Origin of the sequence: Pseudoalteromonas haloplanktis ATCC 14393 (genome assembly GCF_000238355.1) — a bacterium.
GTDB classification, from domain to species: Bacteria; Pseudomonadota; Gammaproteobacteria; order Enterobacterales; family Alteromonadaceae; genus Pseudoalteromonas; species Pseudoalteromonas haloplanktis.
On sequence record NZ_AHCA01000002.1, the window covers coordinates 249868 to 262650 of the forward strand.

The window sequence follows — 12783 nt, forward strand, 5'->3', positions numbered from 1 at the left end:
GTGCCTATTTTAAATACATATTTGTGAGAATAGAGCCTTGTAACTACGATGTTCGGCAGTACGGATTTTTTATGCATAAGCATTGAAAAAGCCCTGTAAAAGTGAACTTGATTAAATATTAAATTAATCTGCTGTACCGAGAGCTATACCTAACTACAAACGGTTTAATATACGTACCATCATTTCATCATCCAAACCTATAAAGTCCTCCGTCGCTGTGCCATAATCTAAATAATTCATGAATTTAGTAACTTGGCGGTTTTTCAACCGTATCGAGCTAACTTAAAGGGTTTTTACATGGCTTATCAAGAGCAAAATCAAGCAACAATTTATTGGCACGATTATGAGACGTGGGGAGCGAGCCCACAAAAGGATAAGCCCAGTCAGTTTGCGGGTATTCGTACCGATCTTGATCTAAATATTATTGGTGAGCCGTTAATTGAATATTGCAAACCGGTGGCTGATTATTTACCTCATCCTGAGGCGTGTTTGATCACTGGAATTACCCCGCAAGTAGCGATGAAAAAAGGTTTAGTGGAAGCTGAATTTATTGCCAAGATCCATGCTGAGTTTAGCGTACCTAATACTTGCGTAGCCGGTTATAATAGTATTCGTTTTGATGATGAAGTAAGCCGTTATAGCTTTTACCGCAACTTTTATGACCCATACGAGCGCGAATATAAAAATAATAACAGTCGCTGGGATATTATTGATTTAGTACGTGCTTGTTATGCGCTGCGCCCTGAGGGCATTGAATGGCCGCTCAAAGAAGATGGCAGCCCAAGCTTTAAGCTGGAGCATTTAACCGTTGCCAATGGCATTGAACACGCTGCGGCTCACGATGCACTTTCTGATGTAACCGCCACCATTGCCTTGGCTAAACTTATCAAAGAAAAGCAGCCTAAATTATATAACTTCTTTTTTAGTTTACGTGGTAAAAAAGCGCTCGCTGAGTTAGTTGATGTATTTAATATGACGCCGCTGGTACATACCTCATCGCGCATTCCTGCCACGCAAGGCTGTACCAGTTGGATTGCACCGATGAGCTTTCATCCGACGAATAAAAATGCCGTGGTGTGTTTTAATTTAACCGAAGACCCACAAGTATTAATTGATTTATCAGTAGAAAAATTACGTACCCGCCTTTACACAAAACGCAGCGAACTGGGTGAAGATGAACTGCCTGTTGGTTTAAAACTGGTGCACTTAAACAAATGCCCTATTTTGGCGCCAGCTAAAACGTTATTACCTGAAAATGCCGCCCGTTTAGGTATTGACCGCGAGCAATGTTTAAAAAACCTTGCCGTATTAAAAGCCAACCCAAGCCTTCGCGATAAAGTCACTGAAGTATTTAACGACAAAGCCGATTACGGCAAAACCACTAACACGGATTACATGCTGTATGATGGCTTTACTAGCCATGCCGATAAAGCTAAGTTTGCCATTATTCGCGATGCCAGTCCTGAACAATTAGCGGGTATGAAGCTTGATTTTGAAGATAAGAAGTTTGATAACTTATTATTTAAGTATCGTGCGCGTAACTGGCCGCAATCGCTAAATCAGGATGAGCTTGATCAATGGCGTCAATACTGCCAAAACAAATTAATGCATGGTGAAGATCAACCGTCGATCAGCGCACAAGATTTTATGATCACTCTCGAAAACCTCGCCCATGAACATGACGATAATGAGAAGAACCTTACTATCCTCAAAGCGCTTTATAATTACGCACAGAGTATGTAAGCGGTAAGCGGTAAGCGGTAAGCGGTAAGCGGTAAGCGGCTTGATGTTAATAAATAAAGCGCCTTAGTCAATATGATTTAAGGCGCTAAGCTAAAATTAAAGCTATTAATTTTTATGCAGTGCTTCAATACGCGCTAATAAGCTTGACGTATCATAGCGGCCGCCACCGAGGGCTTGTACATCAGCGTAGTATTGATCAACCGTTGCAGTCATCGGTAGCGTAGCGCCATTGTTTTTTGCTTCATCAAGGGCAATACCTAAGTCTTTACGCATCCAATCGACTGCAAAACCAAATTCGTATTCACCCGCTAACATTGTTTTATGACGGTTCTCCATCTGCCAAGAGCCTGCCGCACCTTTTGCGATAGTCTCAATTACTTTTTCGCCATCAAGGCCTGCTTGCTTGGCAAAATGTAACCCTTCGGCTAAACCTTGCACAACACCTGCAATACAAATTTGATTCACCATTTTACATAATTGACCAGAGCCTACCTCACCCAATAATTGGCTAAAGCGACTAAATGCCGCCATCACGGGTTGTACTTTTGCAAACACCGCAGCATCACCGCCAGCCATTACCGTGAGTACACCATTTTCGGCCCCCGCTTGACCACCTGATACCGGCGCATCAATAAACGCGATGTTTTGTAATGCCGCCTTTGCAGACACTTCGCGTGCAACTTCAGCAGACGTTGTAGTGTGATCCACTAATATAGTGCCATCAGCCATGCCAGTAAGCACACCATTTTCGCCATAAACCACTGAACGTAAGTCGTCATCATTACCTACGCACATAAACACTATATCCGCGCCTTTGGCTGCAAGTGCAGGGGTAAGTGCCACTTCGCCCGAATATTGCTGTGCCCATTGCTCTGCTTTGGCTGTAGTGCGGTTGTATACGGTAACAGTATGACCTGCATTAGCTAAGTGACCCGCCATTGGATAACCCATAACACCTAAACCGATAAACGAAACATTCATTGACATAAAACTGTCCTAATTCAGTGGTAACTTAAAAAGATACTTTGATTATCTCAACCGAATAGTAAAAAAGCGAATGAAAAAGTCTTCATTAAATTTCTTCATGGACGGTTCACAGCAGGTACACTATGGATAGCATCTATCAATTCAGCGCCCCACTTTATAACGGCGAGGATTTTTCTCTTAGCCAATTAAAAGGTAAAACCATTTTAATCGTTAATACCGCCAGTAATTGCAATTTTTCGGTGCAATTAGCTGCACTAGAAAAGCTGTATCAGCAATATAAAGCCAGTGGTTTTATTGTGCTGGCATTTCCGTGTAATCAGTTTGATTACAACGAGCCGATCGACAATGCTGATATTAAAGACTTTTACCAACAACAGTTTAATGTTAGTTTTCCGGTATTTAGTAAAGTAATGGTGAATGGCCCTGAGGCTCACCCGTTATTCAATTATCTAAAAGCTCACACCCGAGGAATTGCACAAAATCGTGCTATAAAATGGAATTTTACCAAGTTTCTTATAAACTCTGAGGGACAGTTATCAGTTCGCTACGCACCGCGTACTAAACCCGAAACCTTAAAAATGGTGATAGAGAGTACCCTTAATGACGCAAATGACAATAGCGCTTTTCAGTTCGCAGAAATATGATCAGGCGTCTTTTGATGCCTGTTTACTTAACTATACAGGCATTTCCATCAGCCACTTTGAACAAGCTCTCAATGAACAAAGTGCGCTTTTGTGTCAAGGCTTTAATGCCGTTTGTGTTTTTGTAAATGATGTAGTCAATGAGGCGGTAATAAAACACATTGCCGCACTTGGTGTAACATCTATTTTACTACGCTGCGCAGGTTTTAATAACGTCGATTTAGCTGCCGCTAAAGCGCATAATATTAAAGTATGCCGCGTACCGGCCTATAGTCCAGAAGCCGTTGCCGAACACTGCATCGCATTAATGCTCACGTTAAATCGTAAAACCCATAAAGCGTATAACCGTATTCGTGAAGATAACTTTGATTTAAACGGTTTGCTTGGTTTTAACTTATTCAAAAAAACCATTGGTATTATTGGTTGTGGAAAAATTGGTCTTGCCTTAATAAATATTCTCAATGGCTTTGGTGCCAATGTATTAGTGTGTGATCCTTATGCCGAACAAGGTGAGTATACACTTTGCGACCTTGATACATTATTAAGCCAAAGTGATGTGATCTCTTTACATTGCCCGCTTAACGACCAAACACATCACCTTATTAATGAGCACGCTTTTGCTAAAATGAAGCAAGGCGCAATGCTAATTAACACCTCCCGTGGCGCGCTCATTGACAGTAAAGCGTGTATTATTGCACTGAAAAATAAGCAACTCGGTTATTTAGGACTAGACGTTTACGAGCAAGAATCTGAACTATTTTTTAAAAACCGCAGCGACGAAATCATGCAAGACGATGTATTTTCACGCTTAGTGAGTTTTCCTAATGTGTTAGTCACCGGGCATCAAGGCTTTTTCACCAAAGAAGCCCTGAGCGAAATAGCCCAAACTACAATACAAAACGCCCATGAAATAGCCAATCAACTCCCTCTGCGTAATGAAGTGAAATGAGGTTCGGTGCTAGATGCTAGATGCTAGATGCTAGATGCTAGATGCTAGATGCTAGATGCTAGATGCTAGATGCTAGATTAAAAACCAGAGCAGAAAAAATCAACCAACTTAGCTTTGCTAAAGGCTGTTATTAATTAAAAGCGGCCATTGAAAAAGTTAAACTCGTTCCTGTTTTGATGAGTAGAATCCTAATCTTGTCCGATATCATTATTAACAGCTGTATTGGTGCAAAATAACAAGCTTGATTCCGAGCTATTTTAATTACTTGTATACAAAAGTAATTATTGGTGAAATTATAAGAGTATGTAATATATGCCGTTTGGGTGTGTTATAAACCACCAAAATGGTGTTCAGTAAGACGTAAGGCCCCCATGAAACGACTGACCGACCTTAGCGGGAAAAACCTAAGTGTTATCTCATTAGGACACAGCCAGCGTAAGGTTCATCCTGCTTGGAAAGACGATACTAATGACTGTTTTTTAATTTGCTACGAGCTGATATTTTCTTTTGAGGATGGCAGTCATTATTTAGTCAAACCATGTGAGCTGGACCTTCCAGATAGATTCCCTGCTTTAGGACTGTCGATAGATCAGGTTAACTCTAGTCGTCCAAAGTCTGTATTTACTGCTTTTGAACAACCAAATAGAGTAGTAGGTATCGAACAGTCCGATTTTCTTGGCGAAGACACAATAAATCAATACTCTCTAATCTTGGATAATCAGCAGAGAATCATCATAAGACACGTATTTCCTCCAATGAGTATGGGAATAAAAATCGAGAATGGTAATGCTTAATCATATAGGCCCTTAAATACGTCTACTTACATTTACCGAATAGCGTTTACTTTATTTATCTTGTTGATCACACCTAAATCAAACAGTTGCTGCGTTGTAGACTTGAGCAATTGCGTTTCTTCAGACGTTCTATGCTCTTTAATAATTAAGTTTGCATAGCTAATTTGCAGCTTTTTTATTGCACGGCTTTTCTTTCTACAGTCAAAGCACTTAATCGCATGTGCATCAATCCAAAATTTTAATTGTTCAAACCAGTATTGTTGCTCTTTCGCAAAAAATATAAATGCTCTGTGACAATCAACACAGTTCTCTTCTATATCAATGTAGAGTTGCCTTGGATATACACTGTAACTTTGTTTTTCGGTTGCTGCGGGAATTGCTGTTTCTGGAAAACAGCGGACACTTTTATAGCGCCAATGGGCATTATCGATTTCTTGCTTTGTATAGCTATTACCTGAAGGAATTGGCTCGCTGCCATATAGCGGGTGGCTTACATATTTGGTCATGTTAGCTATTTCCCAAGCACAAAAAGGATAGCTAAAGCGCCGACTGCTAGAGCAATAATGAAACTTTTATTTAGTTTAGCCAACCAAGGAGAAGCAATAGCGTCTTTCTCTGAGCCATCTACTCGCGGTGGAAGCTGTTGAGCTGTGGGTAGTGCTGGCAGTTCGCTGTCGGCAAGCTGTTTTATAGTCATGACAACTTGCTCGCCAGTCACGGCATCACCATTGGCAATCGTTATATTCTCAATAATGCCACTGTAATCCGCCATAACTTCTAAAACGACTTTTTCAGTCTCAACATCAAATAGCACATCACTGGCATAGACTAGCTGACCTTCACTAACATAAAGCTTTGCGATGTCTGCTGTGCGTATTGAGTCTGGAAAGACCGGTACTTTCACATCTATGTTCATAATTCCTCCTTGGATAAAACTAAAAAACTGACGGCTGACGGCTGACGGCTGACGGCTGACGGCTAAATTATCAACCAAATGCTACATTGGCGAATACCGCGGTCATTAGTATCGGACATACAAAACGGATGTATTGTGCAAACCAAAAACGCATGCCTGTTGCTGCTTCATGTAGTTGATTGCCGCGGTGCCATAACCACCCTACGGTAATAAAGTAAAATAGCCCCATTAATGGTAATTGGTACTGAGTAAGCACCATGATCACTAAGCCAAATAACCAATCAAAGTTAAAGATAATCAGCGATGAAGCAGCAAGAACCGTCAAGCTCACTAAGAAAGTGGCTTTTTTACGTTCAACTTGATGATTTTCAACTAAAAAGGCGACAGGTATTTCGGTTGATGAAATTGTTGAAGTCAGCGATGCAATCGACATTAATACAAAAAACAGTAAGCCAACTAACAAGCCAACTTCACCCATGGTGTTAAATAACTGCGGCAAAATTGCAAAAATTAACTGCCCCTCGCCCACTAGTTTTCCATCACTAAATACTTGTACGCCGTTATGCTGCGCTACATAAATAGCTGGAATAATTAATAGGCCCGCTAAAAATGCCACCCCGGTATCAAGCAAGGCAACCGAGGCTGTTAAGCGTGGTAAATTCGCATCAGGCTGTAAATATGAGCCATAAATCATCATACAACCCACGCCTAACGACAGCGAAAAGAACGCCTGTCCCATTGCGGCAATAATTAAGCTTGGCTCGAGCACTTGGCTAAAATCAGGCACTAAATAGGCTGCAAAACCTTCGCTGGAACCATCAAGGGTTGCTATATAGGCAATTAACCCCACAAGTAATACTAATAACAGTGGCATTAAACGGCGTGACCAGGTTTCAATACCTGACTTAACCCCCTTGAGAATAATGCTCGCGGTGAGGAGCAGCATCAATGGTGTAAATATAAAATTACGTACCATCGAGTCAGTTTGTAAAAACTGGCTTAGCTCTGTGAAGCCTAAGAATGTACTTATTGGCTCAAGCGCGTAGGCTAGCATCCAACCGGCCACGATTGAATAAAAGCTCAACATGACAATGGCGCCCACTAAACCTAAATAACCTGCTGCGGCGCCTACATTTGGTGCTTGAGCTTGCCATGCTTTTTTAAGCGCTTTAACCGGATTAGCTTGAGCTTGATGACCTAAATATAATTCAGTATATAAAGCAGGCAGAGCCAATAAAAATATAACAATAAAATAAACCAGCAAAAACGCACCGCCGCCATGATTCGCCGCTTGCGTAGGAAATCCCCAAATATTACCCAATCCAACCGCAGCGCCAGACGCTGCTAAAACAAAGCCAAGGCGGCTTTGAAAACCATCACGCAATTGTGCCATACATCTACAAATCTGTTATTATTTTCATTGTTGTGAATTAAACCATATTTCACAGTCAGTGAGTAATAAATTTGCCTTGGCTTAAATAACCCGTGCACAACCGCACAAAATATAAACATATTTATTCTTTTATCACTTTAATTGTGGATTTTATGCCTGCGTTATTCTTTCAACAGCAACTAGATATCATTGAGCACACTGTACAGTCACTCAATACACAAACAATTTTGTTATTTGATGCTCAGTTATTAAATGTTGATGAATTCAATCTAAACACATTATTAAGCCCTTTTGAACTTACGGTATTCACTCGTCGTAAGAGTAATAAAGCAAAGCAAGAGTATTTAGCAACACGGTTATTACTTAAGTATTTGGTCAAACGCAGTTTCCCTGAGTTTACCACTCTACCTGCAAATCAACTAAGCTCTGAATTTGACGAGTCTAGTAGTAAATTACTCATCCATATAGCGGGTAGTAGCAAAGTAATAAGTAGTTGCCTGTCGCACTCAAATGGTTTTGTTGGTGCGGCATTGAATATCGACCGAATTCAATTTGGCTTTGATATTGAAAAAATAAACTTACAGCGCCCGTTTGAAAAACTCGCTAAGCATTTTTATCATATCGATGAGGTCAATTTAATTACGCAAAATGAATACCAAGGCGCTGAGCGTTTTTTTAGAATTTGGACTTTAAAAGAAGCGCTGGCGAAAGCTACGTCTCGGCCCATTGCCAAACTCTTAAGCCCCAATGTATTTACTGAGCTGACGCAAGCAAACTTAGCGGCGGTGAGCTGCCAATATAATGAGTTTGATATTAGTGTAGTAAGTGAAAAGAGCACTGACTGGCAGTGCTCTGTGGTAAATTCTATTGACTCGTTACGCGCCGTGCTGAGCTTCTAATAAACGACTATGAATAGCTTGGACAACTAAGTCTGACTCGCTTTGCTCAACTAAAAAGCACAAGTTATGTTTACTTGCGCCGTGGCAAATTAGGCGGATATTAAAATCACTTAACACCTGCATTAAGTTAACTTGTTGCTGACGTAATTGGATCTCTGAACCAATTAACGCCACTAAGGTTAAGTTGTTTTCAACCGATACATGGCAAAACTCAGCAAGCTTGTCTAAACACTCTTGATCAAGTTCAGGACGTGACGCATTCGGTGCATTATCTAACGTAATTGCCACGCTTATCTCTGAGGTGGTTACCAAATCAACCGAGATATTAAACTCACTTAAAATAGCAAATACACGGGCTAAAAAGCCACTTGCTAGTAACATTTCAGGGCTTTTAAGCGTTAGCAGTATTTGGTTTTTACGTTGCGTTACCGCACGAATCCCTGGCACGAGTGACTTTTCTCGTTCGATCCAGGTACCGCCTCGTTCCGGCTCACGACTTGAACCTACAAATACACTGATGTGGCTGCGGCTCGCGGGTAAAATCGTCGCTGGGTGTAATACTTTGGCGCCAAAAGTCGCCATTTCAGCCGCTTCATCAAAACTTAAACGGGCAATAGGTGTGGCTTTTACGCACAAACGTGGATCTGTACTAAAAATTCCCACAACGTCAGTCCAAATGTGTACACTCTTAGCGTTTACGGCTTCAGCTAATAACGCCGCACTGTAATCTGAGCCACCGCGACCAAGTGTGGTTGTTTGCCCATGCGCGTCGCTACCAATAAAGCCTTGAGTAACTACAACATGATCTTTTAAAAGCGGAATTAAATGCTCTCTTGCTGCCGCAGCTGTTGCTGCAACATCTGGCGTTGCTTTAGAAAACTGGCTATCAGTTTTAAGCACTTGGCGAACATCAAAACGAACAGCTTCTAAGCCATTTAAACGCAGCACTTGGGTAAATAAATACGATGATAAACGCTCACCAAAGCTCAGGAGTTCATCTTGTTGTTGTTTTGATTTAACCCCTTCACTTGCTAAGGCTTTAAATGCTTTTAGTGTTTCTTCAAAACCATGAGCTAAGTCTGCATCAAGTGACAACTCATTTAAAATCGCGTCTTGAATCGCTACTACGCCGGCAATATTTTCAGCGCGCTCATCACTTGAGATATCCTTTTTACACAATGTTACTAAGTGATTGGTCACGCCAGCACTGGCACTAACTGCCACTACCCGTACATTGTTATCGGCTACAATAATTTCACTGCAACGGCTCATTGCATCAAAATTAGCCACACTGGTGCCGCCAAATTTTGCTACTACGATATCTGATTTTTGATTTTTCGCTGACTGTTGTTCATTATTAGCAGCTAATTGGGTATTCATGTCGTCTCCTTTTGTGGCAATCATACCACGATAAAACAAGAAGAACTTGGCAAGGGGGTGCTCGATAAGAAAAGTCCACTGCCAGAAGCTCTCCACCTAATTGGTGACAGTTTTGAGGATTCAGCCCCATAAACCGAAAAACCACTGTGACGTGCAGTTGTTTTTCTCGGCGAATATTTCCCTCCTTAATGGTCGTAGGCAGTCGTCACCTCACATTAAGTACCTAAATACCGCACCTCTTCTGAATGTTAGATTAATTGCATTCTCTAATTATCAATTAAAATAACAAAGCCCACATAAAGTGGGCTTTGAAAGTTATCGTTTAGACGTCTAGCTGTCAAGTTGTTTTAATAATAAAAGCTATTAAATCAAGCTACCTGCTATATATGAGCCAATATAACCGACTGTATACGCGATTAATAGATACACAGACATACGTAAATAACTCATAAATGTGAGCGCTTTTACTTTACTCATAGCAATAATACCGGCCGCAGAGCCGATAATTAGCATAGAGCCACCTACGCCAGTTGCATAAGTAAACGATAGCCATTGCTGCGGACTCATCACAATCTCGGCTTTAAGTAATGCAGCCGTCAGCGGTACGTTATCAACTGCGGCTGATAAAATACCCATTAGGTAGTTCGCATACTGCGCTGGCATTAACTCATAAAGGTGCGTGAACTTGCTTAGCATGCCCACTTCTTTTAACGCCCCTACGAGTAACAACACACCGACGAAGAACAGCAAAGTGTCGTATTCTATTTCTCGGATATAATCGATGATTTTTTTATTTACGTCTTTTTTACGCATTAAGAATTGCGCAACTAAAAACATTAACGATAAACCAAAGAGGAAAGTTAATAACGGCGGTACGTGGTAAAGTACGCTGAAAGTCAGTGTAGCGATAATAGTTGATAAGAAAATAACCGCGATGGTGATATCGGTTTTTTCAATACGGCGCTCTTCTTGTTTGGTGAACTCAACAGCACCATTTAAGCCAAATGACAGCATAATCGCCAGCAACGCCACACTTGCAAGCGCCGGCACGACCAATAACAATAAGTTAGCAATACTGACTTTCCCATCAAGGAAAATCATTAATGTCGTCACATCACCGGTGATCAGTGATACGCCACCGGAGTTCACGCTAAAAATAATTAAGGTGGCATATTTAATGAGCTTTTTCGGATCGAGTTTTAACGACATAACCACCGCAAGCGAAATTAATGTAGCGGTAATATTGTCTGATATCGACGAGAATAAAAATGAAAAGCCACCAATCAAAAACATCAGCTTGCGTTCGCTTATAGCACTGGGCATGACTCTGTGCACAATATTTTGGATAAAACCTTTGGAGTTTAAATAGGCAACAAAGGTCATTGCAGCCATTAAAAACAACCATAATGTGGCAATCTCTAAAATATTGTGATCAAGTTGATGTTGTACATTTTCGGGGCTTTGCCCGTTGAGCGGCGAGATAAATAAGATAATCCAGCATAAAGTACCAAAGAAAAGCGTGGTTTTGGCCTTGTTTACATGGATAATATCCTCTATAACGATGAGCACAAATGCCAACGCTATCAGGGTTAGGATAATTGTAGTTACCATGGTGTTTGAACAACCTTTATAAAAATGTAAAAATTGTATGCTATATGCCGCAGGTCGACACGGCGCGCAGTCTAGCACCAAAGACTGTGTAAAACTATTGTAAATTTACTTTTATTCGACTAATCACTGTGAGCTTAAAAATTAGCTAACACAGTATAAATTAGGATTTTTGGAGTTTTATGATCCCAGCTAAAAAGTTGCTAAATACCCTTACAGAGCACTGGGGAATGTTAGAACTGCTATTTAAACGTTTTAAAATGGCCGACTTCAGTCTAAAAGACGTACAAAATGCGATCAAACAAAAACAGCCAACATGGTCAAATGAACGCATATACAAAGAAACCAACCGACTTTTAAACCAAGATATTATTATTCCATTAGCTAAGTCATCGCAGCTAGAAATTAACCGTGCGATCGCAGACTTTGCTACTTTTTTATTACAAGAAGAGCATCTAGGTTTAGCACAAGAGATCACTGTGTTGGTTGACGATTTAGCCAGATTAGGCGATCGCTTAGATAATGCGGGTAGTATTGAAGACTACGACGAAATGCGCCGCTTTAGTCGCATTATGGATGATCGGGTGCGCAAAATAATGAAGTTATTTGCTCACAATGAAAATGCAATTTTAAATATTGTTGAACAAGCTAAAGCGAATAACGCTGTTCAATCGCTGCAAAAACGTTACCAAGCAGTCATTGAAGCCTTTGACGAATATATTGAACCGATGCTAGAAATGGTGGATATTCGCGGTAGTTTTCATGCCTGTTTTAATACTATTGAATCCCAGATAAGCAGCCAAATCGAAAGTATTGAACGCAGCGGTAAAGCCTATCAAGACAAACGTATGCTGGAGCGATTGCGCACCCGTATTTTAGAGATGCACCTTGTTGGTCGAGAAAGCTTACGTAAAAGCGCTGATATGTTAATGCCACTGCGCGAAGAGTTACGCCGTAATAATATGATCACTCGTCAAGCCGCTAAGGTACTCGGTTTAGTACGCAAAAATGGCGTTGATAATATGCTCACTGCGGTACAGCCTAATTTTGTGTCTGACACACAGCGCTTTTCATTAGGGCAACAACGCCATATTATTGCTTACATGGCCGCACTCGCTGAGTTTGAACACAGTGAATATGAACTGCCCGATCAACAAGACGTGCCCTCTTTTGTAACGCCTAATATTCCTGATTATCACAATGTAAAAGCGAACTTTAAAAAGCGCTTCAATTCTAAGCGTAAAAAGCCACAGCCATTATTAACCTTTTTAGGGGAAAGCTACCCCGGCCTTGAAGCTGACGAAATGCTGTTTTTATATCAAAAGCTGGTCAGCGACAGTGAGATTGAAATCAGTCAAAGCGATGAAAAAATGCGCGTAAAAATCGCAGGTCAACATTTTTCACTGTTTCCTTTTAATACCAAACCAATTGATTCTAAGCCTGTTGTATCACCACACACAGGGAATGAGTAAC

General features: G+C 40.8%; 12 protein-coding genes and 1 riboswitch. Of the genes, 6 read left to right on the forward strand and 6 right to left on the reverse strand.

The window, feature by feature from the left end; genetic code table 11:
- Positions 1 to 297: 297 nt before the first annotated feature.
- On the forward strand, positions 298 to 1743 hold the full coding sequence (gene sbcB / locus PHAL_RS0105315) for an exodeoxyribonuclease I (RefSeq protein ID WP_016707382.1): 1446 nt from the start codon (positions 298 to 300) through the stop codon (positions 1741 to 1743).
- A gap of 105 nt (positions 1744 to 1848) precedes the next feature.
- Here sbcB and PHAL_RS0105320 read toward each other — a convergent pair whose 3' ends face one another.
- Positions 1849 to 2730 carry an NAD(P)-dependent oxidoreductase gene (locus PHAL_RS0105320; RefSeq protein WP_016707383.1) on the reverse strand — a complete coding sequence of 294 codons (882 nt, stop codon included), beginning with the start codon at positions 2728 to 2730 and terminating at the stop codon, positions 1849 to 1851.
- A gap of 122 nt (positions 2731 to 2852) precedes the next feature.
- On the opposite strand from PHAL_RS0105320, the gene PHAL_RS0105325 reads away from it, so the two are divergent.
- From PHAL_RS0105325 to PHAL_RS0105335, 3 genes are all read left to right on the forward strand, one after another.
- On the forward strand, positions 2853 to 3374 hold the full coding sequence (locus PHAL_RS0105325; RefSeq protein WP_016707384.1) for a glutathione peroxidase: 522 nt from the start codon (positions 2853 to 2855) through the stop codon (positions 3372 to 3374).
- Positions 3340 to 4320: a 2-hydroxyacid dehydrogenase gene (locus PHAL_RS0105330; RefSeq protein ID WP_016707385.1), complete on the forward strand. Its 981-nt coding sequence runs from the start codon at positions 3340 to 3342 to the stop codon at positions 4318 to 4320. Before PHAL_RS0105325 ends, PHAL_RS0105330 begins: the two co-directional genes overlap by 35 nt.
- Positions 4321 to 4691: 371 nt before the next feature.
- Positions 4692 to 5114: a hypothetical protein gene (locus PHAL_RS0105335; protein WP_016707386.1), complete on the forward strand. Its 423-nt coding sequence runs from the start codon at positions 4692 to 4694 to the stop codon at positions 5112 to 5114.
- Between the two features lie 32 nt (positions 5115 to 5146).
- Here PHAL_RS0105335 and PHAL_RS0105340 read toward each other — a convergent pair whose 3' ends face one another.
- The 3 genes from PHAL_RS0105340 to PHAL_RS0105350 all read right to left on the reverse strand — a co-directional run bounded on the left by PHAL_RS0105340 (position 5147) and on the right by PHAL_RS0105350 (position 7423).
- Positions 5147 to 5620: a zinc-ribbon domain containing protein gene (locus PHAL_RS0105340; RefSeq protein WP_016707387.1), complete on the reverse strand. Its 474-nt coding sequence runs from the start codon at positions 5618 to 5620 to the stop codon at positions 5147 to 5149.
- Positions 5621 to 5625: 5 nt separating this feature from the next.
- Positions 5626 to 6030 (reverse strand): biotin/lipoyl-containing protein, encoded by a 405-nt coding sequence (locus tag PHAL_RS0105345; protein WP_016707388.1) that lies wholly within the window; start codon positions 6028 to 6030, stop codon positions 5626 to 5628.
- 70 nt (positions 6031 to 6100) lie between these two features.
- The gene (locus tag PHAL_RS0105350; protein ID WP_016707389.1) at positions 6101 to 7423 is read right to left on the reverse strand and encodes a sodium-dependent transporter; all 1323 of its coding nucleotides are present in this window, start codon (positions 7421 to 7423) and stop codon (positions 6101 to 6103) included.
- Positions 7424 to 7575: 152 nt separating this feature from the next.
- Here PHAL_RS0105350 and PHAL_RS0105355 point away from each other — a divergent pair, with 152 nt between their 5' ends.
- Positions 7576 to 8322, forward strand: a complete 747-nt coding sequence (locus PHAL_RS0105355) for a 4'-phosphopantetheinyl transferase family protein (RefSeq protein ID WP_016707390.1) — start codon at positions 7576 to 7578, stop codon at positions 8320 to 8322.
- Here the strand turns inward: PHAL_RS0105355 and lysC are convergent.
- Positions 8299 to 9702 (reverse strand): lysine-sensitive aspartokinase 3, encoded by a 1404-nt coding sequence (gene lysC, locus PHAL_RS0105360; RefSeq protein WP_016707391.1) that lies wholly within the window; start codon positions 9700 to 9702, stop codon positions 8299 to 8301. The two genes, PHAL_RS0105355 and lysC, sit on opposite strands and share 24 nt — an antisense overlap.
- 77 nt (positions 9703 to 9779) lie before the next feature.
- Positions 9780 to 9951, reverse strand: a riboswitch (Lysine riboswitch).
- A gap of 114 nt (positions 9952 to 10065) precedes the next feature.
- A complete protein-coding gene (gene nhaD, locus PHAL_RS0105365; protein WP_016707392.1) occupies positions 10066 to 11313 on the reverse strand; it encodes a sodium:proton antiporter NhaD in 1248 nt (415 codons plus the stop codon).
- 179 nt (positions 11314 to 11492) lie between these two features.
- On the opposite strand from nhaD, the gene PHAL_RS0105370 reads away from it, so the two are divergent.
- Positions 11493 to 12782 (forward strand): hypothetical protein, encoded by a 1290-nt coding sequence (locus PHAL_RS0105370; protein WP_016707393.1) that lies wholly within the window; start codon positions 11493 to 11495, stop codon positions 12780 to 12782.
- Position 12783: the final 1 nt, after the last annotated feature.

Coding starts and splice junctions, on each gene's coding strand:
- sbcB (WP_016707382.1), top strand. CDS start 298: ATGGCTTATCAAGAGCAAAATCAAGCAACAATTTATTGGCACGATTAT.
- PHAL_RS0105320 (WP_016707383.1), bottom strand. CDS start 2,730: ATGTCAATGAATGTTTCGTTTATCGGTTTAGGTGTTATGGGTTATCCA.
- PHAL_RS0105325 (WP_016707384.1), top strand. CDS start 2,853: ATGGATAGCATCTATCAATTCAGCGCCCCACTTTATAACGGCGAGGAT.
- PHAL_RS0105330 (WP_016707385.1), top strand. CDS start 3,340: ATGACAATAGCGCTTTTCAGTTCGCAGAAATATGATCAGGCGTCTTTT.
- PHAL_RS0105335 (WP_016707386.1), top strand. CDS start 4,692: ATGAAACGACTGACCGACCTTAGCGGGAAAAACCTAAGTGTTATCTCA.
- PHAL_RS0105340 (WP_016707387.1), bottom strand. CDS start 5,620: ATGACCAAATATGTAAGCCACCCGCTATATGGCAGCGAGCCAATTCCT.
- PHAL_RS0105345 (WP_016707388.1), bottom strand. CDS start 6,030: ATGAACATAGATGTGAAAGTACCGGTCTTTCCAGACTCAATACGCACA.
- PHAL_RS0105350 (WP_016707389.1), bottom strand. CDS start 7,423: ATGGCACAATTGCGTGATGGTTTTCAAAGCCGCCTTGGCTTTGTTTTA.
- PHAL_RS0105355 (WP_016707390.1), top strand. CDS start 7,576: ATGCCTGCGTTATTCTTTCAACAGCAACTAGATATCATTGAGCACACT.
- lysC (WP_016707391.1), bottom strand. CDS start 9,702: ATGAATACCCAATTAGCTGCTAATAATGAACAACAGTCAGCGAAAAAT.
- nhaD (WP_016707392.1), bottom strand. CDS start 11,313: ATGGTAACTACAATTATCCTAACCCTGATAGCGTTGGCATTTGTGCTC.
- PHAL_RS0105370 (WP_016707393.1), top strand. CDS start 11,493: ATGATCCCAGCTAAAAAGTTGCTAAATACCCTTACAGAGCACTGGGGA.